General features: G+C 72.0%; 14 protein-coding genes. 5 read left to right on the top strand and 9 right to left on the bottom strand.

The genetic code is table 11. The features are described 5' to 3' along the window. Nucleotides 1-10: 10 nt before the first annotated feature. Nucleotides 11-307 carry a hypothetical protein gene (locus tag WMF26_RS27080; RefSeq protein WP_061623652.1) on the bottom strand — a complete coding sequence of 99 codons (297 nt, stop codon included), beginning with the start codon at nt 305-307 and terminating at the stop codon, nt 11-13. A gap of 149 nt (nt 308-456) precedes the next feature. On the opposite strand from WMF26_RS27080, the gene WMF26_RS27075 reads away from it, so the two are divergent. Then, nucleotides 457-3249 (top strand): tetratricopeptide repeat protein, encoded by a 2793-nt coding sequence (locus tag WMF26_RS27075; RefSeq protein WP_437995026.1) that lies wholly within the window; start codon nt 457-459, stop codon nt 3247-3249. Between the two features lie 54 nt (nt 3250-3303). Here the strand turns inward: WMF26_RS27075 and WMF26_RS27070 are convergent, their stop codons facing one another. Further along, entirely contained in the window at nt 3304-5451 is a 2148-nt protein-coding gene (locus WMF26_RS27070) for a M3 family metallopeptidase (RefSeq protein WP_437995025.1), read from the bottom strand. A 99-nt stretch (nt 5452-5550) separates the two neighbouring features. After that, nucleotides 5551-7068 carry a hypothetical protein gene (locus WMF26_RS27065; RefSeq protein WP_437995024.1) on the bottom strand — a complete coding sequence of 506 codons (1518 nt, stop codon included), beginning with the start codon at nt 7066-7068 and terminating at the stop codon, nt 5551-5553. Between the two features lie 255 nt (nt 7069-7323). Here WMF26_RS27065 and WMF26_RS27060 point away from each other — a divergent pair, with 255 nt between their 5' ends. Further along, a complete protein-coding gene (locus tag WMF26_RS27060) occupies nt 7324-7602 on the top strand; it encodes a hypothetical protein (RefSeq protein WP_437331325.1) in 279 nt (92 codons plus the stop codon). A 33-nt stretch (nt 7603-7635) separates the two neighbouring features. On the opposite strand, the gene pruA is transcribed toward WMF26_RS27060, so the two are convergent. After that, nucleotides 7636-9276 carry an L-glutamate gamma-semialdehyde dehydrogenase gene (pruA, locus tag WMF26_RS27055; RefSeq protein ID WP_437995023.1) on the bottom strand — a complete coding sequence of 547 codons (1641 nt, stop codon included), beginning with the start codon at nt 9274-9276 and terminating at the stop codon, nt 7636-7638. A gap of 170 nt (nt 9277-9446) precedes the next feature. Between pruA and WMF26_RS27050 the strand changes: the two genes are divergently transcribed. After that, nucleotides 9447-10442, top strand: coding sequence for a DUF2804 domain-containing protein (locus WMF26_RS27050; protein WP_437995022.1), 996 nt, complete (start codon nt 9447-9449; stop codon nt 10440-10442). A gap of 19 nt (nt 10443-10461) precedes the next feature. Here WMF26_RS27050 and ligA read toward each other — a convergent pair whose 3' ends face one another. Both ligA and WMF26_RS27040 read right to left on the bottom strand, forming a co-directional pair. Then, complete coding sequence (gene ligA / locus WMF26_RS27045) at nt 10462-12486, bottom strand: NAD-dependent DNA ligase LigA (RefSeq protein WP_437995021.1); 2025 nt, start codon at nt 12484-12486, stop codon at nt 10462-10464. Between the two features lie 13 nt (nt 12487-12499). Further along, nucleotides 12500-12985, bottom strand: coding sequence for an NUDIX hydrolase (locus WMF26_RS27040; RefSeq protein ID WP_437949057.1), 486 nt, complete (start codon nt 12983-12985; stop codon nt 12500-12502). Between the two features lie 151 nt (nt 12986-13136). On the opposite strand from WMF26_RS27040, the gene WMF26_RS27035 reads away from it, so the two are divergent. Together WMF26_RS27035 and WMF26_RS27030 are read left to right on the top strand one after the other, a co-directional pair. Then, nucleotides 13137-13895, top strand: a complete 759-nt coding sequence (locus WMF26_RS27035) for a hypothetical protein (RefSeq protein ID WP_437995020.1) — start codon at nt 13137-13139, stop codon at nt 13893-13895. 59 nt (nt 13896-13954) lie between these two features. After that, nucleotides 13955-14773, top strand: a complete 819-nt coding sequence (locus WMF26_RS27030) for a carbon-nitrogen hydrolase family protein (protein WP_061625149.1) — start codon at nt 13955-13957, stop codon at nt 14771-14773. An 85-nt stretch (nt 14774-14858) separates the two neighbouring features. Here the strand turns inward: WMF26_RS27030 and WMF26_RS27025 are convergent, their stop codons facing one another. The 3 genes from WMF26_RS27025 to WMF26_RS27015 all read right to left on the bottom strand — a co-directional run bounded on the left by WMF26_RS27025 (nt 14859) and on the right by WMF26_RS27015 (nt 20188). After that, nucleotides 14859-15440: a helix-turn-helix domain-containing protein gene (locus WMF26_RS27025; RefSeq protein WP_437995019.1), complete on the bottom strand. Its 582-nt coding sequence runs from the start codon at nt 15438-15440 to the stop codon at nt 14859-14861. 405 nt (nt 15441-15845) lie between these two features. Further along, a complete protein-coding gene (locus tag WMF26_RS27020) occupies nt 15846-17783 on the bottom strand; it encodes a DNA gyrase/topoisomerase IV subunit B (RefSeq protein WP_437995018.1) in 1938 nt (645 codons plus the stop codon). 2 nt (nt 17784-17785) lie between these two features. Continuing rightward, nucleotides 17786-20188, bottom strand: coding sequence for a DNA gyrase/topoisomerase IV subunit A (locus WMF26_RS27015; protein WP_437995017.1), 2403 nt, complete (start codon nt 20186-20188; stop codon nt 17786-17788). Nucleotides 20189-20469 lie beyond the last annotated feature (281 nt).

Raw genomic sequence — 20469 nt, 5'->3', positions numbered from 1 at the left:
CCGCGGCGGCTCAGCAGGCGTCGAGGCAGCGCCTGTACCGGTCGAACGCGGCCGCGTCCGTCCCGTCGAACGCGCCGCAGGGGACCTCCGCGGCGCAGGCCGACGCGCAGTGGACGGCGCCCTCGCACGACGCCTCGCTGGACATGCCGCTGCCCTGGTAGCCGCACTCCTCCATGTGGTCCTCGGCCTCGTCGCACACGCTCTCGCAGCCCGACGCGAGGGCGACCGCGAGCGCGAATGACGCGGCGCGAGCTCTTCCGGAGCTGCCGGGCGCTTCCGTCCACCAACGACCCCTGCCTTTGCTCATGCGTGCTCTCTCCCGGAGTGATGTCTCGTACGGGGGACCTCGCGCTGCGTCGGAGTTGCGTGCCGGATGGCAACCTTCTTCGCTTCGGGCGCGGCCCTGGGTAGATTGCTCGCCTGCATGCGCGTACGCAACGAGGAGGGGGCGCCCTGATGCGCTTGGCGATCGTCGCCACGCCCAGCTTGCACCGCGACCAGCGGCCGGCGCCCGGCTCGCTGGACGGGGATCTCATCCGGGCCCGCCTCTCGCTGGACGACGCCGGCTTCCGGGTGGTCGACATCGATCCCGCGCGGGACCTCGCGGAGCAGCTCGACGCGCTGTTCGACGAGCTCACGGCGACCCGGCGGACCCTGGTCGACGCGGACGACGCCGCGCGCGACGAGGCCTCGACCCTGTTTTTGTTCTACGCCTCCACCGCCGTCGCGCTGTCGCCGGACGGGGAGCTCTTCCTCTGCCTCGACCCCGAGAACCCCGGCGTGGGCGACGCGCTGGGCGATGTGGCCGCGGTGTTCCGCGATCGCGCGCGCGGCGAGGTGCTCTTCGTCCTGGAGTGCCACCACGGCCCCGGGGCGACCTCGCGCGCCGTCGTCACCGCCGCCGAGCAGGCGGTGGCGTCCCCCGTGACGGGCGTCGAGCTCCTCGTGGCGGCCCACCCGATCGGCTCGCTCGACGCCGATCTGCCCTCGGTGCTCACCCGCGCCTTCGTCGAGCACCTCGACGAGGCCGACCCGGATCGAGGCCTCACCGCCGAGGAGATCTTCCGCCGCGTCGAGGGGAACCCCGGCCTCGCCCGCGCCATCCCGTGCTTCGCGCGGGCGAGCGGGCGGGGGGAGTTCTCGGTGCTCGTCCCGCGCGGCGGCGCGCCCGGCCGGCGCCCGGCCAGGGCCGAGGCGGCGCGGATCGAGGCCGCGGGCGGCGCCGCCACCACCCCCGCGTCCGCGCCGGACGACCCGGTCGCGCAGTACCTCGCGGCCGGCGACACGCTCGCCGCCGCGTCGGACCTCGACGGGGCGCTCACGGCGTACAAGAAGGCGCTCGCGCTCGTCGGGGTCGCGCAGCGGGACGCGCGCGCGGAGGTGCACCTGCGCATCGCCCAGGCGAGGTGGCGCCAGCAGCGGCACCGCGAGGCGATCGAGGGGTTCGAGAAGGCGCTGGCGCTCGCGCCCGAGCACCGCCCCGCGCTCGAGGCGCTGGTCGAGCTCCACCTCGCCGAGCAGGACTTCGCGAGGCTGCGCACCGCGGAGGAGCGGCTGCTCACGCGCGTCGAGGGGGACGCCGATCGCTTCGGGCTCCTCGTGCGCTTCGCCGAGCGCTGGGAGATCGTCGCCGGGGATCCGGCGCGAGCGCAGGAGCTCCTCGAGCGGGCGCGGGAGATCCGCACCGACGACGCCGCCGTCCTGCGCAGCCTGGGCCGGCTCTACGAGGCGACGGGCGATCTCGCGGCGTCGCTCGACGCCCGCCGCTGTCACGCCGAGCTCCTCCCGGACCCGCGGCAGCGGGCGGTCGCGCTCCTGGAGCTCGCGCGCGCCGCGATGCAGGGCGAGGCCCGCGCGACCTTGACCGAGGTCACGCGCGAGCAGGACGGGATCGAGCTGCTCGAGCGCGCGCTGGACGCCGACCCCACGTTCCTCGATCCGCTCGCGCTGACCGCGATCCTCCTCTCGGCGCGGCAGGAGTGGGGCGAGCTCGAGCTCGCGTACCGCCGTATGCTCGACCGGGCGCAGCGCATCGCCGACCCGCGCGTCCGGAGCGACGTCACCTGGGAGCTGTGCCGCCGCCTCGGCATGCTCTTCCGCGATCACCTCGAGGATCCGAGCTCCGCGCTGGAGGCGTTCGAGGGCGCGGTGGTCGAGCGGCCGGACGACGTCCCGGGGCGGCTCAGCGCCGCGTCGCTCGCGCGGGGCGCCGGCCGGCTCGAGCGCGCGGCCGCGCACCTCCAGGCCGCGGCGGTGCTCGATCCGGGCAACGTCCAGGTGTTTCACGACCTGTTCGACACCTTCCAGAAGCTCAGGCGCGTCGACCAGGCGTGGGCCGCGGCGAGCGTGGCGGTTTACCTGGGCGCGGCCGAGGCGCGGGAGCGCTTCATCTTCGAGGAGCACCGGCCCGCGGGCCTCGTGCAGCCCGCGCGCGGGCTCAGCCCGGGCAGCTGGGATCTCCTGCGCGCGGCCGATCGCGATCGCGCCCTCGAGGAGGTCCTCGCGTCGGTCGCCGACGCGGCGGTCCGCGCGCGGCTCGCCCAGCGCGCGCGGGACAAGCAGATCCCGCACGTCGATCCGGCGGCGCGCGCCGACGCGGAGCGGAACGCGGCGGGCGTGGTGCGCCTGTTCTCCTGGGCGAGCCGCTGCCTCGCGATCCCCACGCCGGCGGTCTACCTCCGCAAGGACGCGCCCATCGCGGTCGCGGCGGTGACGGTCGAGGAGCCGAGCGTCCTGGTCGGCGGCGAGGCGCTCCGCGGGCGGACGGCCGCCGAGCTCGCGTTCCTGGTGGGCAGCCACGTCGCCTACCACGTCGGCCCGCACCGCTTGCTCCTGCACTTCCCCTCGCTCGAGGAGCTCGGCGTCTGCCTCGCCGCGGCGGTCAAGGTGGCGCGGCCGTCGGAGCCTGTCCCCGCCGAGCTCGAGGGCGCGGTGCTCGCGCTGATGCCGCTGCTCGACGAGCGGCTGACGGAGCGCGAGCGGGACGCGCTGGAGGCCGCGGTGTTCGAGCTCTACGAGATCCGCGCGCCGCTGGATCTCGCCCACTGGGTGGGCTCGGTGGAGCGGTGCGCTGCGCGGGTCGGCTACCTGCTGACCGGCGAGCTCTCGGTCGCGGCGTCGTCGCTCTCGCGCGGGGACACGCCGGGCGTGCTCACGGCGGAGGAGAAGATCGGCGATCTCCTCTCGTTCACCGTCTCGGACGCCTACCACGCCCTGCGCGAGGAGCTCGGCGTCGCGATCGAGCCTTAGGTCCGGGCGTCAGAGTCTGCCTGAGCCCCGCGTCCGCTCTCGGCCGGCGCGCGTTCACTCCTTGCCCTGGAGGTAGGCGAGGTAAGCGTTGTGGCTCGGCGGCCTTCCGAGGAAGCGGGCGACGAGATCGCCTGCCTCGACGCCGCCCCCCTTGGCGAGCACCTCGTCGCGGAAGGCGCGCGCGACGGCCGGGTTGAGCAGGCCTTCCTGCTTGAAGCGGGTGAGCACGTCGCGCGAGAGCGACAGGGCCCACTGGTAGCCGTAATAGCCCGCGTCGTAGGTGATGAGGTGCCCGAAGCTCGACTGCAGGTGCGTGCCCTTCACGAAGACGAAGGACTCGTTCGCGCGCTGCGCCTGCTCCACGACCAGGGTCGTATCGAACCCTGGCTCGCGGGTGTGGAGCTCCAGGTCGATCGACGCGAGGGTGAGCTGCCGCTGCGTCGCGAGCGCTCGGCCGAAGCCCCGCGCGCGGGTCATCGCCAGGAAGAGATCGTCCGGGATCCGCTCGCCGGTCGCGTGGTGCTTCGCGAACAGATCGAGCACCTCGCGGGACCACGCCCACTCCTCGAACATCTGGCTCGGCGCCTCGACGAAGTCGCGCACGGTCGAGGTCCCCGAGTAGGAGGCCAGCTCCGAGCGCGTGAGGAGGTGGTGCAGCACGTGCCCGAACTCGTGGAAGAACGTCACCACGTCCTCGTGGGACATGAGCGCCGGCTGCGCCCCCGGCTTCGGGAAGTTGCACTCCAGCGCCGCGACGGGGGTCTGCCACGACCCGTCGGCGAGCCGCTTCGCCGTCCGCACGGCGAACATCGCCGCGTGCTTGTACTTGTCGGGCCTGCTGTAGAGGTCGAGGTAGAACCTCCCGATCGCCTTGCCGTCGGAGCGCACCTCGTACGCCGTCACGTCGGGGTGCCAGGCGTTCGCGGGGACCTCCTTGTACTCGAGCCCGTACATCCGCGCCGTGATGTCCATGAGCCCTTGCTTGACCGCGCCGATCTCGAGGTAGGCCGAGAGCGCCTGCGAGTCGAACTGGTACTTGGACGCGCGGACCCGATCTTCGAGGAAGTAGCGCTCGGAGGGGGGGAGCCTGTCGGTCGGCTTGCCGCCGAGCCGCACGTGCTCCTTCATCAGCTCGGCGAACTCGGCCTTCGCGGGCTCCTTCAGCGCGGCCTTGACCTGGTCGAGGAAGGCGCGCACGGCGCCGCTCGTCTTGGCCATGCGCGGCTCGATGGCGTAGTCGGCCCAGCTCTTGTAGCCGAGCATCCTCGCCTTCTCGGAGCGGAGCGCGAGCAGGCGCTCGAGCAGCTTCACGTTCTTCTCGCCGCCGCGGTTGGTGAACAGGACGTAGAGGTCGAGCGCGGCCTTGCGGTCCTTCGCGTAGGTGACGAACGGGAAGAAGTCGGGGTAGTCGGTGCTGATCTCGACCTTGCCGTTCGCCTTGGGCGGGTGCTTCGCCACGTACTCCTTGGGCAGCCCCTGGAGCGAGGCGGGCGCGATCTCGATCGACCCGGTCGACGCCGACAGGTTCGCCATGAACTCCTGTCCGATGCGGGTGATCTGCTCGTTCACGTCGCGGAGGCGCTGCTGCCGGTCGGGCGGCAGCGACAGCCCGTTGCGGCGGAAGTCGCGGAGGACATCGGCGAGGAGCCGCGCGCGCTCGCCCTTGAGCGCCTCGCGCGCCTCGCCCGTCTGGGCGTACGCCTGGAGGACGGCGGCGAGATCGGCGTCCAGCCACATCGCGGTCGTGAACCTGTCGACCTTCGGCTCGCAGAGCCTTGCGGCCTCGCGCACGGCCGCGTCCGGGTGCGCGACCCCCATCAGGTACGGGAAGTCGCCCGCGCTGTTCACCTCGAGCACGGCGTCGTCGAACCGCCCGAGGGTCGTGGCGTAGGTCAGCGTCTCCGGCGGCGCGCTGCGGAGCGCCCTGATCGCGGCGAGGTGCTCCTCGGCGGCGCGCAGGTGATCGTCGCAGAGCTGCTTCACCCCGCCCGCGGTGATCCCCTGCGGCACGGGGTCGAACTCGGCGCGCGCCGGCGCCTCCGGCGGCGGCGTCGTCGCCGGGCGCGAGGTCGTCGCCGGAGGGGCGGCGCCGCGAGGCCCATCCGGCGGGGCGACCGCGCCGGTCCGAGGGCCGGCGCTGCAGGCGACCAGCAGGACGAGGGAGAGGAGCCCGGAGCGCGCGGGCGTGTGGCCGACCTTCATGTCGGTCCGGCTATACCATGGGGGGGTCGGAGGGGCCGGGCCCCCGGGCGGCTCGAGCCCCGAGCGAGCGGGGCTCGAGCTGCGCGGTGCTTCATGCCGTCACTCGGCTGCCGGCGGCAGGTAGGCGAAGAGGCAGTTATAGCCTCGGCCCGTCACGTCGGCGGCCGGGGTGCCGGCCGACACCCGGACGAGCAGCCGGTTGCCTTCGGGGGCCTCCGGGATCGCTTGCGACGTGACGTACAGGTCCTCCGCTTCGGTCTCCGTGGCCGCGTAGTCGGCGCCGATCTCGGTCCCGTCGCCGTTCAGCACCTCGGCGCGGAGCTCGCGGACCCCGGAGCCGTGGCGCTGCGCTCCGCAGATGACCGAGATCGTCCAGCCCTCTCCCGTGTCGTCGAGGGGGAGCGCGTAGACATCGACGTCCGGCGCCTCCTCGGTGCCAGCGAGCTTGCCCTCGACGGCGAAGCTGACTCCGCCACCTTGGTTGGGGAAGCTGGCCAGGTCGCCTTCGGGCGTCGCCACGTCGCCGTTGGTCTCCTCCGCGGCTTCGAGCGGATCGGAGCTCGTCCGGCTGTGCAGCAGGATGTAGAAGTCGTTCTTCCCCACCTCACCTGCGGGGCGCTTGACGAAGACGAAGTACTCTTGCCCGGGCTCCACCGGAACGGCGATATCGCCGCCCTTCGACGGGTCGATCTTCGCATAGGCGCTCGTGAGATCGGTCGCGTTGAAGACGGCGACCTCGCTGACGTCGACCGTCGAGCCGTTGCCCTCGGGCCCGCTGGGCCCGGAGAAGTTGAACTGGGCGAGGAGGGCGTTCTCGAACTCGGGCGTCGCCGGCGGCGTGAACGAGTACACGTCGACGTCGGCCTCATCCGCGAAGCTGCCGAACACGAACGTGGTGTAGTAGGCCGACTCGTCCGCGGTCAGCTCGTACGGCATCTCCACGGCCTGCTCGGCGTCGTTGTTGGGCTCCGTCTCTCCGACGAGGCTGTCGGCCTCGTCGGCCGCCAGATCGAGCGGGAGGAACTTCAGCGTGTAGTCGAAGCTGACGACCTCGGACGGGTCGAAGCAGCCGTTCGGGAAGGCGGCCTCCGGGAAGGCGGCGTTGCAGTCCTGGACGACGACGAAATACTCGCCGTCCGCGGGCAGGACCGTGAGCAGCTCGCTGTCGTTCGTGATGCCGCCCTCGGGATCGTCGTTCTGCGCGAGCTGGTTCCCGTCGGCGTCGAGCAGCGTGATGACCGTGTCGGGGTAGGTCGGATCCCGCTCGTCGTCGGAAGGCTTCGCGTCGGTGACGAGGTAGACCGGCAGACCCTTGGTCCCGGTGAAGCTGTAGTAGTCCCCGTCCTCTTCGAGCGGCTCGAGCGTCCCCTCTAGCCCGTTGTTCCCGGCGGGGAGCTCCTCTGCTTCCTCGATGCTGTCGTTCCCGTCGTCCACGGGGCCCGAGCCCGAGGAGGTGCTGGTGGCGACGCCGGTCGTGGTCACGGTCGACGTCGTGGTGCTCCCGGCTCCCCCCTCGCCGCCGCTGCCACCGCTGCCGTCGTCATCGCCACCGCAGCCCGCGGCGGTCGCCGCCATCGTGCCGAGCACGAAAAAACCGAGAAAATACATCGACCTCATGGCACCTCCAAGAACGTTTGCGTACCACAGCAGCATTTCGTGTGGCTGCGTAGGAATAGTACACCTACACGGCTGCTCATCCTGCGCGCCATGGGAGCGCACGGTTTTGACGGTCCAAGATCTGGACTATCCGCGGCGGATGGTGGCTGCTCCACAGGGAGATCTTCAAGGCGCGCGGAGCGAGCTGTGGAGCTCGGTGCTCGCCCCTCGCCGCCGACGGCGCGGCGTGCTCCGATGGCTGGCGGAGCCTCCGCCATGCCCCGCCCCGCGCTCGCCATCGCCCTGTTGCTCTTCGCCCTCACCCCTGGCTGCTCGAGCAGCGGCAGCGATCCTTGCGAGGTCGTCTGCGCCAAGAGCGCCGAGTGTCAGCCCGACGGCCCCGGCGAAGACATCTGCATCGACCTCTGCCGCAGCGAGTCGGCCCGCGTGTCCTATCGAACGGCCATCGAGCGCCAGGCCGAGTGCTACGAAGAGAAGGGCTGGTCCTGCGCCGACCTCGCGATCGGCGCCTGCGACTACTCGCCGGAGGATTGAGCGGCGAGGCCCGCGGCCTCGTCGGCGCGCACCTTATTCGGCGGCCATGAACGGGTAGGCGACGGCGCGCGGCGGGGCGAGCGTCTCCTTCACGACCCTCGGCGAGACCCACCGGAGCAGGTTGAACAGGCTGCCCGCCTTGTCGTTCGTGCCGGAGGCGCGGCCGCCGCCGAACGGCTGCTGCCCGACGACGGCGCCGGTCGGCTTGTCGTTGATGTAGAAGTTGCCCGCCGCGAAGCGGAGCGCGTCGCTCGCCGCCTGGATGAACGCGCGGTCCCGCGCGAACACGGCGCCCGTGAGGCCGTACGGCGACGTCTCGTCGCAGAGCGCGAGCGCCTTGTCCTCCTCGCCGTCGGGATAGACCCAGACCGTCAGCACCGGGCCGAACAGCTCCTCGGTCATCAGGGGGTGGCGCGGATCCGTGGTCTCGATCAGCGTCGGCTCCACGAACCAGCCGTCGCTCCCGTCGTGCGCGCGCGCGCCGCCGCCGCACACGGGCGAGCACGCCGCGTCCGCCTTCGCCTCGGCGATGCGCCCGGTGAGCCGGGCGTGAGCGCGCCCGTCGATCACCGCGCCCATGAAGTTGCGGAAGTCGGCGACGTCCCCGATGCGGATCGCCTGGATGTGGCCCGCGAGCCGGTCCTTGAGGGCCGGCCAGAGCGAGCGGGGGATGTACGCGCGCGACGCGGCCGAGCACTTCTGCCCCTGGTACTCGTACGCCCCCCGGACGAGCGCCACGGCGAGCGCGTCGACGTCGGCGCTCGCGTGCGCGAACACGAAGTCCTTGCCGCCGGTCTCGCCCACGATGCGCGGGTAGCTCCGGTAGCGCCCGATGTTCTCCCCGATGCGGCGCCAGATCGACTGGAAGACCGCCGTCGATCCCGTGAAGTGGATGCCGGCGAAGTCCGGGTGATCGATGCACGCGTTCGACACGAGCTCGGGCGGACCCATGACGAGGTTGACGACGCCGCGAGGCAGGCCCGCCTCGATCAGGAGATCCATCACGAAGTGCGCGGCGTAGAGCGCGTTCGCCGACGGCTTCCAGACCACGGTGTTGCCCATCAGCGCCGGGGCCGCGCACAGGTTGCCCGCGATCGCGGTGAAGTTGAACGGCGTCGCCGCGAAGACGAAGCCCTCGAGCGGGCGAGGCTCGGCGAGGTTCCAGATGCCGGGCGCGCTCGCCGGCTGCTCCGCCGCGATCCGGTGCGCGAAGTGGACGTTGTAACGGAAGAAATCGATGAGCTCGCACGCCGAGTCGATCTCCGCCTGGTACGCCGTCTTGCTCTGACCGAGCATGGTCGCCGCGTTCAGCGCGGGGCGGTACCGGGTCGCGAGCAGCTCGGCCGCCTTGAGGAAGACGGCGGCGCGCTCTGTCCACGGCGTCCGCGACCACGCGCGGTGCGCTCGTTTGGCGGCCTCGATCGCGCGCGCGACGTGCTCGGCCCCGCCCTGGTGCGCGCGGGCGAGGAGGAGATCGCGCCGGTGCGGCGCGCGGACCTCGTCGAGCGCTCCGGTCCGGACCGCCTCGCCGTCGATGACCATCGGGATGTCGATCGTCTCCCGCGACCGGCGATCGAGCTCCGCCTTGAGGGCCGCGCGCTCGGGGCTGCCGGGGGCGTACGCGAGGACGGGCTCGTTCTGGGGGCTCGGTGGCGTGGCGATGGCGTCGATCATGACGCGAGTCTAGCGGGGGAGACGCGGGCGCGCAGCGCTCCGGCGCAGCCGATCCGGGCCTCGACGTGAGCAGGATGGCTGCGCAGGACAGCGCTCGCCGCATTTCGCGGATGCCATGTTCAGGCGCCGCCCGCCTTGGGCGCCGAGCGCGCCGTCGCTACGCTCGTGCGATGCGCGAGCTCGTCACGCCGCCCGACGCGATCCTCGATCCGATCACGGGAGCGGCGCGCGTCGGGTCCTACCGGGGCGAGCTCCCTCGCGTCGACCTGAGCCTGCTCGCGCTGCGCGGGCTCGATCGCCTGCTCAAGCACAAGCGGTGGACCTACGTCGCGATCGCGTCCGACGAGGTCTTCATCGCCGTGGCGGTCGTGCACCTCGGCTACCTCGCGATCACGTTCGGCGTCGCGTTCGACAAGGCGGGCCGGCGGCTGCTCGTGGATCGCTCGACGTTCTGCCCTCCCTTCTCGGCGAGCGTGGGCGACGCGGGCGGCTCCGCGCGCGCGTGGCTGCCCCCCGCGCAGGTGCGGATCGAGCGCCCGCGCGGGGAGGCGAGGGGCGCGGTGACCGCCGCGTTCCGCGGGCTCGAGCTCACGGCGCGGCTCTCCGCCCGCGCGGCCCCGCAGGCGCTCTCGGCGATCGCCGAGGCGCCGGGCGGCGTCCTGATCGCGACCGAGAAGCGGCTCCTCCTCGGCGTCGAGGGCGAGGCGTCGGTGCTCGGTCGCCGGATCTCGCTCGACGGCGCGCTCGCCAGCTACGACTACACGAGCGGCCTCCTGCCGCGCCGCACGACCTGGCGCTGGGCCCTCGCGCTGGGCCGCGCCGAGAGCGGCGAGCGCGTCGGTCTCAACGTGGGCGAGGGGTTCATCGGCGACGCCGAGTGCGCGATCTGGCTCGATGGCGAGCTCATCCCGCTCGCCGAGGGCCGGTTCACCTTCGACGCGGCGCGGCCGCTCGATCCGTGGCACGTGCGGACCGTGGACGGCGCCGTGGACCTCCGGTTCGTCCCCGGCGCGGCGCACTCGAACCACACGAACCTCGGCCTGGTCGCCTCGGAGTTCATGCAGCCGATCGGGCTCTACTCCGGCACGATCCGCCTCCCGGACGGGCGGCACCTCGAGCTCCGGGACGTGCTCGGCGTGACGGAGGCCCAGGACATCACCTGGTAGCTCCGGCGGCTCGCCCCGGTCAGCCGCCGCGGCGATCGGCGATGAGCTTGTCGAGGTCGTCCTCGGTGATGAGCTTGGTGCCGTACTTCCGCGCCTTGACCGCCTTGCTCGACGCGGACGCCACGTCGGCGAGGACGAGGTAGTTGAGCTCCTTCGTGACGCTGTTCAGCACCCGGCCGCCGTTCGACTCGACGAGGTGGGTGAGCTCGCCGCGGGAGCGCGTGGCCGCGCCGGTGAAGCAGAACGTGAGGCCGGCGAGCGGCCCCTCGGCCTCGGGGGCGACCGGCACGATGCCGCCGGCGAGCAGCCGCGCGATCTCGTCGCCGCGGGCGCGCAGCCCGCGGACGATGCTCGCGGCCTTGATCGCGCCGAGCCCCGGGATGCCGGCGAGCTCGTCCTCGCCGGCCGCGAGGAGCTTCTCGATCGTGGTGTACCCGGCGGACACGAGCAGCCGCGCGGTCTGGATCGCGAACCCCTCGATGCCGAGCGCCGCGAGGAAGATCGGCAGCGTGAGCGGCAGCCGGCTCCTCAGCTGGTCGAGGCACTTCGTGGCGCTCTTCTCGCCGCGCCGATCGAGCTCTGCGATGTCCTTGACCGTGAGCTTGTAGAGGTCGAGCGGCTCTCGCACGAGGCCCGCGGCCACCACCTGCTCGATCAGCTTGTCGCCCCACTCGAGCGCGCCGATGGCGTCGATCCAGTTGTGGATGCGCCCCTCGATGAGGGCGCGGCACGCGGCGTTCCGGCAGAGCAGGTACTCGCCCTCGACGACGAGCGGCGCGCTGCAGACCGGGCAGACCGACGGCGGGAGCGCGACGGGCCCGCGCTTCTCGACGACCTCCTCGACGTACGGGATCACGTCGTTGCGGCGCGAGACCAGCACCTCGTCGCCCACCCCGATGCCGAGGCTCCGCACGTTGGCCGCGTTGTGCAGCGACGCGCGCCGGACGTTGGCGCCGGCGAGCTCCACCGGCTCGACGATCGCCACCGGCGTGACGCGCCCGCTCGGCCCGGTGTCCCACTGGATCGCCACGACCGTCGTCACCTTCGCGGGCGACGCGAACTTGAAGGCGACGGCGCCGCGCGGCCGCCGGTTGACGTCGCCGAGCAACCCCTGGAGGTGGAGCGAGTCCACGTACACGACGAGCCCGTCGATCTCGTAGTCGAGGCCCGCGCGGAGCTCGCTCGAGTACCGCCGGTAGAGCTTCACGACGTCCTCGACGTCGCCGTGCGCGGTCTGCGGCGTCGCGAAGCCGAGCTCGCGCAGCCACGCGAAGCGCGCCCGGCACGTCGGGATCTCGAGGTGCTCGGCGACGTCGTAGAACAGCACCGTGCAGTGCTCCGCCCCCTGGCCGTCGAACCGCTTGGCCGCGCCCGCGGCCATGTTGCGCGGGCTGGTGACGCCGGGGAAGTAGCGCTTCATGTCCGAGAGGCGGAGGATGATCTCGCCGCGCACGGACAGCCGCCCCCGCTCCCGGATCCGCGAGGGGACGCCCTTCATCCTCGCGACGTTCGCGGTGATCCGCTCGCCCCACTCGCCGTCGCCGCGGGTGATGGCGTCGACGAGCTTGCCGCCCTTGTAGATGACCTCGATGGAGATGCCGTCGAGCTTCTCCGCGACGAACAGGTCGTCCGCCACGCTCGCGCGGGCGGAGCTCGCCGGCTGCGCCGCGCCGTCGCCGCCGTGCCCGTCCTTCTCGAGGATCTCGTCGCAGCGGGCGACCCAGGCCCGGAGCTCGTCCTCGGAGACGACCTTGTTGAGCGAGCCCATCGGGATCTCGTGCCGCGCCTTCTCCCACTCCGTGATGAGGGAGGCGGAGCCGACCCGGGCGAGCACCGGGTGCGTGGGATCCAGGGCGCGGAGCTCGTCCTCGAGGGCGTCGAACGCGGCGTCCGAGATCTCCGGGTGCCCTGCGTAGTAGCTCGCCCTGTATTTCTCGATGCGCTCGGCGAGCTCATCGATCCTGGCCTTGTGCTTCGGATCCGTGGCGAGCCCGCCCTGCAGCGGATTGCGCGCTCCGGCCTCGTCGTGGTGTGCCTGCGTCATCGCTTGCCTCGGCTCACTCGAGCTCCGCCTCGCCGGCGCGCCGGGCGGCGGCGAGGAGGTCCCCCATGCCCATCGCGAGCTCGGCCGGGAGCTCGTCGTCGCGGAACAACCGGACCTCGCGGATCTCGAGCGGGTTCTGCGGAGGGCGCGTGGGCGCGCCGATCCGGGCGGCGACGACGACCGTCACCGCGTGGAAACGGACGTCGCGATCGGGCCGCGAGTACACGCCCACGACCCGCCCGAGCTCGACCTCGGTGACGCCGGCCTCTTCGGCGAGCTCCCGCACGATGCTGTCGCGGAGCGTCTCGCCCCATTCCAGGGTTCCTCCTGGGAGTGCCCAGGTTCCGGTGTCGCTGCGGCGGATGAGCAGCCACCGGCCGTCGGGGGTCTGCGCGGCGGCGGCGATCCCGACGACGGGCCGCCGGAGCAACGCCCGCGCGACCTCCTTGGCCAGGGCGAGCACGGAGCGCGGCATCAACGAAAGGGGAGCGATTTCCATGAGAATTTTTGCGATGTGTCAGCAAAGCATAGAAGCGATCGGCGGCTACCGGGAGAGGGTTCCGTGCGACCTCGGCCGATCTCCTGGCACGGCCGTGAGCCGCGCGGCTCGGCTCGGCCCCGGGTGAGGGGCAGGCTACGCTCGCAGCATCATGTCGTTCGTGGAGAGGGCGCTGCGCGCTCCTGTCGGATCGTACGGCCGTGTTGTCCGCCGTGGCGCGATGGCGTGGGGCGCCGCGCTCGCGCTCGCGTCGCTTCCGAGCTGCACCGAAGAGCGGCTCCCTCCGCCGCGCCCTCCTGCCGGCGCGTCGAGCGGCGCGGGCGCAGCGGGCGGCGCGCCGCCGGATGCGGGCGTCGACGAGGGGCCTCGGCCGTCGAACCTCTGCGAGTGCGTCGCCGCGTACGGCGGCGAGGCCGGGCGCTGCGGCGATTGCTTCAACGAGCATGCCTCGCGCGGCGCGCGCTGCGAGGCGCAGCTCTCGGCGTGCGACGCCGAGCCCGGTTGCAGGCCGATCAGCGTGTGCCTCAAGGGCTGCGGTCACGACAAGGCCTGCCAGGCGGCGTGCGTGTTCCCGGACGACGCGGGCGCCGCGCACCAGGCGTTCCAGCAGGTGCTCGCGTGCGTGTGCGCCGCGTGCGCCGCGAGGTGCGCCTACTACGATGCGCCGCTGGAGTGCGCCGAGCCCGGCGCCGGGGGCGCGGGCGCCGGTGGAGCTGCGGGCGCCGGTGGAGCTGCGGGCGCCGGTGGAGCTGCGGGCGCCGGTGGAGCTGCGGGCGCCGGTGGAGCTGCGGGCGCCGGTGGCGCTGCGGGCGCCGGTGGAGCTGCGGGCGCCGGCGGGGAAGCGGGCGGTAGCGGAGCTGCGGGCGCCGGCGGGGGAGCGCGTGCGTTCCCGGGGCGAGGAACCCGGTGAGCTCCGCGCCCTCGCTCGCGCGCGGTCCGCTCCGGCGCCTCGTGCGGTAGGCTTGCCGCATGCAGAAACCGGTGATCTGGGCGGCCCTTCAGCTCTCCAGCCAGGAGAACGTGAGCGACAACCTGGCGCGGATCGAGGCGCGCATCGCGGAGGCGGCGAGCCGTGGCGCGACGACGGTCGTGCTGCCCGAGAACTTCGCGTACATGGGCAACGAGGAGGGAAAGCGCCACATCGCGGAGGACCTCGACGCCGGCGGCGGTCCCATCGCGCGCCGCCTCGCCGACGCGGCGCGGTCCGCTCGGGTGACCATCGTGGCCGGCGGCTTCCCCGAGCGCGCGCCCGACGCGGCGAGGCCGTACAACACCTGCGCGGTCTTCGGACCCGACGGCCGGCTCACCGCCCGCTACCGGAAGATCCACCTCTTCGACGTCGAGATCGCCGATGGCACGAAGTACCGCGAGTCGGCGTCGACGACCGCCGGCGATGCCCCCGTCGTCACCGAGATCGACGGCGTGAAGGTCGGGCTGTCGATCTGCTACGACGTCCGCTTCCCGGAGCTCTACCGCGCGCTCTCGTCGGCGGGCGCCGAGGCGATCGTCGTCCCCGCGGCGTTCACGCTGCTCACGGGCAAGGACCACTGGCTGGTCCTGCTCCGCGCGCGCGCCATCGAGGCCCAGGCGTACGTCGTGGCCGCAGCCCAGTGGGGCAAGCACCCCGGCGCGCGGGCGACGTTCGGAAAGTCGTGCGTGATCGATCCGTGGGGTGAGGTGATCGCTCAGGCGTCCGAGGGGGAGGGGATCGCGATGGCGATGCTCGATCCCGCCTATCTCGAGCGAGTCAGGGCGAATCTACCGTCGCTCAAGCACAGGCGACTCTGATCGCGATGTCATGGGGGTAAGCACTTTGTCTCGCGCCGGGGCGTGGTGGTTCCGGCGCTTCGCGTGGCCGACGTCTTGCGTCCGTTCACTCGGCCGAGGCGTCGCTCTCCTCCTCGCCGGCCGGGGGCAGCGCGCCGCCGCGCTTCGACAGGAGGGCCCGGAGCTCCGCCGGCCGGCGGAAGCCGATGCGGCGGGCGACCTCCCCCTCGGTGTGCCCCTCGCGTAACAGCGCGCGGGCGCGCTCCGCGCGCACCTCGTCGTAGTAGACGTGGGGCGATAGCCCGAAGGCGGCGCGGAAGAGCCGCGCGAAATGAAACTCGGACAGATCGAGATCCAGCGCGACCTCGTAGGAACGGATCCTCTGGCCGCCTTCGGCGGCGCTGCGGATGCGGTCACGGCCGAGCAGGAGGCGCTCCGAGGTGCTGCGCGGGAGGGGGCCCCCCGAGCGCGGCGGCGGGGTGGAGCGCGAGGCGACGGTGGCCGCAGCGCGCTCGCGCAGCGGGGGCGCGCTGTAGCTCTGCGCCGCGGCGACGGACGTCGGGAGCGCCGCCGACGCGCCGCTCGGGGTTGCGATGGGCGAGGCCGTGACCGACAGGGAGCGTGCGGCCGGCGTGCTGTGGGACGAGGAGGGTGCGATCGGAGTCGAGATGGGAAGCGCAGTCGTCACGAGTACCTCTCCAGCGGTGTAAGGGCGATGTGCCGCGGTCATCGCGGCCATCGGCGCGACGTATTGCAACCGGTAGGCCGCAAGCGGACGCAGCGCTGCTGGCTCAGGTGAATCGGCGCTCCACAGCGCAAAACGCCGTGTTTGCTCGTCAACCTGCACGCGATGTCATGGGGGGTGTGGCCCACCGTTCACGTGGCACAGTCGCCAGAGATCACCCGTGCCTGGCACAACGTGCCTGTGCGGCGCACGCCGCACGCACGCACGCCTCGTCGGTCGCACGCATCGCGACATCGTCGCGGCGATCTCGTGTCTGTCAGAGGATGAATACGAGCGCGCGTCCGTGCATCCAATGAGGTTCGCGCGCGCGCGCGAAGGCGCCGCGACCTCCGGGGCGCGGGGTCGACGTCACACGTCGATCTCGGCGTTCGGCGCGCGTTCCATGATGAAGCGGAAACGCGCCTGCGCGTCCTTGCCCATCAGCTCGTTCAGGATGCGATCGGTCTCGATCTCTCCCTCGATCACGACGCGGAGCGCGCGTCGGCGGCGGATGTCGAGCGTCGTCGCCTTGAGGTCCTCCGCGGGCATCTCGCCGAGTCCCTTGAAGCGAGAAATATCCGCCTTGGCTGTCTTGGGGAGCTTCGCGAGGACCCGGTCGCGCTCTGCGTCGTCGAGGGCCCAGTGCGTCTCCTTGCCGACGTCGATCCTGTAGAGCGGCGGCTGCGCGAGGAACACGTGCCCGCCGCGGAGCAGGCCGGGCAGGTGCCGGTAGAAGAACGTCAGCAGCAGCGTCGCGATGTGCTGGCCGTCGCTGTCGGCGTCCATCAGCAGAAAAATCCTGCCGTAGCGCAACTTGGACGCGTCGAAGTCCTTGCCGAACCCGCAGCCCAGCGCGCTCACGATGTCCTGGAGCTCCTTGTTGCCGAGCACCTTCGAGGTGGAGGCCTGCTCGGCGTTGAGCACCTTGCCGCGCAGCGGGAGGATCGCCTGCGTCCGGCGATCCCGGCCCTGCTTCGCGGAGCCGCCTGCGCTGTCGCCCTCGACGATGAAGAGCTCGCTCTCGCTGGGATCGGTCGAGGCGCAGTCGGCGAGCTTGCCCGGCAGGTTGAGCCGATGCGACACCGGTGTCTTGCGCAGGACCTGCTGGGTCGCCTCGCGCCGCGCCTCCCTGGCGCGCGCCGCCAGGATCGCCCGGGCCACGATCGACTCGCCGGCCGTGCCGTTGTGGAGCAGCCACTGCTCGAGCGCGGGCCGGACCATGCCCTCGACCGCCGGGCCTGCCTCGGGGTTGTTGAGCCGATCCTTCGTCTGCCCCTGGAACTGAGGTTCCTGGATGTAGATGGACAGGACGCCCACGATCCCCTCGCGGATGTCGTCGGCCGTCAGCGTCACGCCCTTCGGCTGGATCTTCTTCGCGTCCATGAAGGCGCGGACCGCCTTCACGATCGCGGTGCTGAAGCCGGACTCGTGCGCGCCGCCCGCGTGCGTGGGGATGCCGTTGACGTACGACTTCACGTAGTCGTCGGTCGACTCCGTCCACTGGAGCGCGGCCTCCAGCCGGATATCGCCCTCGCGCGCGACGTAGAAGATGGACGGGTGCGTCACCGCCTTGCCGCGCTGGGCGACCAGCTTCGGCAGGAAGTCCGCGATGCCGTTCGGGTGAAGGAGCTCGATCGACTCCCCGGACGAGAGATCGCGGAACGCGATCGCGAGCCCTCCGTGGAGGTACGCCTTGGCCTCCAAGCGCTCGCGGATGGTCTCGGGATCGAAGCGCCGGCCCTGCCCGAAGATCTCCGGATCCGGCCGGAAGTGGACGCTCGTGCCGTGCTTGCGGGTGGGCGCGCCCTTCTTCAGCTTGCTGATCGGCGCGCCGCGCGAGAACGTCTGCTGGTGCTCGAAGCCGTCGCGCAGCACCCGGATCTCGACGAGCTCCGACAGCGCATTGACGACGCTCGAGCCGACGCCGTGGAGGCCGCCCGAGACCTTGTAGTTGTCGCTCCCGAACTTCCCGCCGGCGTGCAGCGTGCAGAGGATGAGCTCGAGCGCGGGGCGCTTGTACCGGGGGTGCACGTCGACGGGCATGCCGCGGCCGTCGTCGGTCACGGTCACCCCCTGAAGATCGGCGTCGAGCGTCACCTCGATCCGCTTCGCGTGCCCGTTGATCGCCTCGTCGACGGCGTTGTCGACGATCTCCCAGAGCAGGTGGTGGTAGCCCCTGACGTCGGTGCCGCCGATGTACATGGCGGGGCGCTTGCGGACCGGCTCCAGCCCCTCGAGCACCTCGATGTCAGCGGCCGTGTAACGCGCGCCGGACGCGGCGCGGACGGGGGGATTCGTGGCGGCCATGTTCAGCTCACCTCCAGCGTCGGTACGACGACGGCCGGCGGCACCACGCGGACGAAGCGGTCGCGTCGCGCGACCGGCTCGCCCTGGGTGCCGCGCGGGCCGGCGATCTTGCTCGCGGCGATGTCGAGCGTCTTGCCCTTCTCCGTCTCGACCGTGAGCGCGTCGTTCGGCCCGAGGGCGAGCGCGGCGCCGACCAGGCGCTCGCCTTCGGCGACCCGCATGACGACCGAGCCCTTGCCCGGGCCGGAGAGCAGCGCGAGCTCCTCCACGGCGACGCTGAGCGCCCAGGCGTCGCTCGAGGCGCAGAGCACCCGATCGGCGCCGTCCACGGCGTGGACGAAGAGCACCTCGTCGCCCTCGTTCAGCTTGGCGAAGCGGCGCCCCGAGCGCGTCGACGGGTCGCGGTGCGGCCGCAGCGAGAACCGGAAGCCGAGGCCCCCGCGGGTGATCGCGAGCGCGAACGGCGGCTCCGGCTCGGCGGAGTCAGGCGTGGGCGCAGGGACGTCGAGCGCCCTCGGGTCGAAGGAGAGCATCGCGATCATCCGCTCGCCGTCCGCCAGCTTGAACAGCTTCTGCACGGGATCGCCGTAGCCGGTCGACTGCGGCACGTCGTGGATGCGGCACACGTAGCACGCGCCGAGGTTCGAGAAGAACGCGACCGTCGACCGCGTCGAGCCGGCGACCGCCGCGAGCACGCTGTCGCCCTCGCGGATGCGCGTCGAGGAGAGATCCTTCACCTCGCGCACCCGCTTCACCCAGCCCTGCGCCGAGAGGATGACGTTCGCGTCCTCGGCCACGATGAAATCTTCCGCCTGGTACTCGGGCTCGTCGATCGAGCCGACCACCTTCGTGCGGCGCTTCTCGCCGTAGGAGCCCTTGATCTCGACGAGCTCGTCGCGGACGATCGCCCAGCGCTTCGCGTCGCTCTTGAGCAGCCCCTCGATCCGCTTCGCCTCGGCGCGCTTCTCGGCGAGATCCTTCTGCACGAGCAGGATCTCGAGGCGCGCCAGCCGGTAGAGCTTGAGCTCGAGGATCGCGTCCGTCTGCTCCTCGCTCAGGGTGAAGCGCTTCATCAGCTTCTCGGCCGCGTCGGCCTTGCCCTCGCTCTTGCGGATGATCCGGATCACCTCGTCGAGCGCGTCGAAGATCTTCTCGAACCCCTCGAGGATCGTGATCCGCCGCCGCAGCTCGCCGAGCTCGAACTCGAGCCGCCGCGTCACCGTCGCGTAGCGGAAGTCGAGGAACTTCGTCAGGATCTCTTGCAGGCCGAGCCGCCGCGGCGCGGCGATGTCCGCGTTGTCGGTGGGCACGAGGCAGGTGAGGTTGACCTGCACGTTGATCGCGAGCGGCGTCTGTTTGTAGAGGTACGCCATCACGAGCTGCGCGTCGGCGCCGCGCTTGAGCTCCATCACGATGCGCACCTCGGCGGTCGACTCGTCGCGCACGTCCACGAGCGTCGGCAGCTTCTTCGAGAGGATGACCTCGGCGATCTTCTCGACGATGGCCTTCCGCTCGATCCCGTATGGGATCGAGGTGATCACGAGCTGCGGCGCGGCGCCGCGCTTGCCGTCGCCCTCTTCCAGCTGCCACTCGCCGCGGAGCTTCAGCGAGCCCTGGCCGGACGCGTAGACCGCCTCGAGCTCCTTCTTCGTCGCGTGCAGCTGGCCCCCCGTCGGGAAGTCGGGCCCCTTCACGTACGACAAGAGCCGCTGCGTGGTGAGCTCGCGGTTCTCGATCAGCGCGACGCACGCGTCGATGACCTCGCCCAGGTTGTGCGGCGGGATGCTCGTCGCCATCCCGACCGCGATCCCCTGCGAGCCGTTCACGAGCAGGTTCGGGAAGCGGGACGGGAGGACGATCGGCTCGAAGCGGGTGCCGTCGTAGTTCGGCCGGAAGTCCACGGTGCGCTGGCCGAGCTCGCTGAGCAGCTCCAGCGCGAGGGGGCGGAGCTTCGCCTCGGTGTAACGCATCGCCGCCGGCGCATCGCCGTCCACGGAGCCGAAGTTCCCGTGGCCGGCGATGAGCGGCGCCCGCATCACGAAGTCCTGCGCCAGCCGGACCATCGCGTCGTAGATCGCGACGTCGCCGTGCGGGTGGTACTTGCCCATCACGTCGCCGACGACCGCCGCGCTCTTCCGGTACTTCGCGTCCGGCCCGAGGTGCAGGTCGTGAAGCATCGCGTAGAGGATGCGGCGCTGCACCGGCTTCAGCCCGTCGCGCACGTCGGGGAGCGCGCGCGACGTGATGACGCTGAGCGCGTAGTTCAGGTACCGGCGCTGCGCCTCTTCGGCGAGCGAGGTGTCGGGCGCCGGGGGCGGCGGGGGCTCGCTGTCGCCGGGCCGGCCGCCACGGCGGCCCTTGCGAGGCGCCTCACCGTCGGACGGAAGGGAGGGGGTTCGAGACACGCGTTACTCCAGGGAGTGCGCGGGCACCGGGTTGAACAGGTGCTCCGATGTTCAGGTGAACGCTGGCGAGCCTCGGCAATTACCCAGGGGCTCGCGCTCGGTCAAGGCTGCCTCGCGGGAATTTCTGGCAGCGCGTGCTCGCCTGCGCTCGCGCGGCCCCTGGCATAGCGTCAGATCGCCGAGAGATCGACCCGCACGCAGGGGTCGCGGCGCGACCCGTCGGCGATGCCCTGTTTTCGGCGTCCGCCCTTGAGACTCACGTCGCGCTGGGCTACGGGGTG

It is taken from the genome of Sorangium sp. So ce185, assembly GCF_051526825.1.
In the GTDB taxonomy this organism is placed as follows: Bacteria; Myxococcota_A; Polyangia; order Polyangiales; family Polyangiaceae; genus Sorangium; species Sorangium cellulosum_D.
This window is presented reverse-complemented; position numbering and strand designations above follow the sequence as displayed.

What these genes read in the sequence shown, in the direction of transcription:
- WMF26_RS27080 (WP_061623652.1), bottom strand. Translation starts at nt 307, where the DNA reads ATGAGCAAAGGCAGGGGTCGTTGGTGGACGGAAGCGCCCGGCAGCTCC.
- WMF26_RS27075 (WP_437995026.1), top strand. Translation starts at nt 457, where the DNA reads ATGCGCTTGGCGATCGTCGCCACGCCCAGCTTGCACCGCGACCAGCGG.
- WMF26_RS27070 (WP_437995025.1), bottom strand. Translation starts at nt 5,451, where the DNA reads ATGAAGGTCGGCCACACGCCCGCGCGCTCCGGGCTCCTCTCCCTCGTC.
- WMF26_RS27065 (WP_437995024.1), bottom strand. Translation starts at nt 7,068, where the DNA reads ATGAGGTCGATGTATTTTCTCGGTTTTTTCGTGCTCGGCACGATGGCG.
- WMF26_RS27060 (WP_437331325.1), top strand. Translation starts at nt 7,324, where the DNA reads ATGCCCCGCCCCGCGCTCGCCATCGCCCTGTTGCTCTTCGCCCTCACC.
- pruA (WP_437995023.1), bottom strand. Translation starts at nt 9,276, where the DNA reads ATGATCGACGCCATCGCCACGCCACCGAGCCCCCAGAACGAGCCCGTC.
- WMF26_RS27050 (WP_437995022.1), top strand. Translation starts at nt 9,447, where the DNA reads ATGCGCGAGCTCGTCACGCCGCCCGACGCGATCCTCGATCCGATCACG.
- ligA (WP_437995021.1), bottom strand. Translation starts at nt 12,486, where the DNA reads ATGACGCAGGCACACCACGACGAGGCCGGAGCGCGCAATCCGCTGCAG.
- WMF26_RS27040 (WP_437949057.1), bottom strand. Translation starts at nt 12,985, where the DNA reads ATGGAAATCGCTCCCCTTTCGTTGATGCCGCGCTCCGTGCTCGCCCTG.
- WMF26_RS27035 (WP_437995020.1), top strand. Translation starts at nt 13,137, where the DNA reads ATGTCGTTCGTGGAGAGGGCGCTGCGCGCTCCTGTCGGATCGTACGGC.
- WMF26_RS27030 (WP_061625149.1), top strand. Translation starts at nt 13,955, where the DNA reads ATGCAGAAACCGGTGATCTGGGCGGCCCTTCAGCTCTCCAGCCAGGAG.
- WMF26_RS27020 (WP_437995018.1), bottom strand. Translation starts at nt 17,783, where the DNA reads ATGGCCGCCACGAATCCCCCCGTCCGCGCCGCGTCCGGCGCGCGTTAC.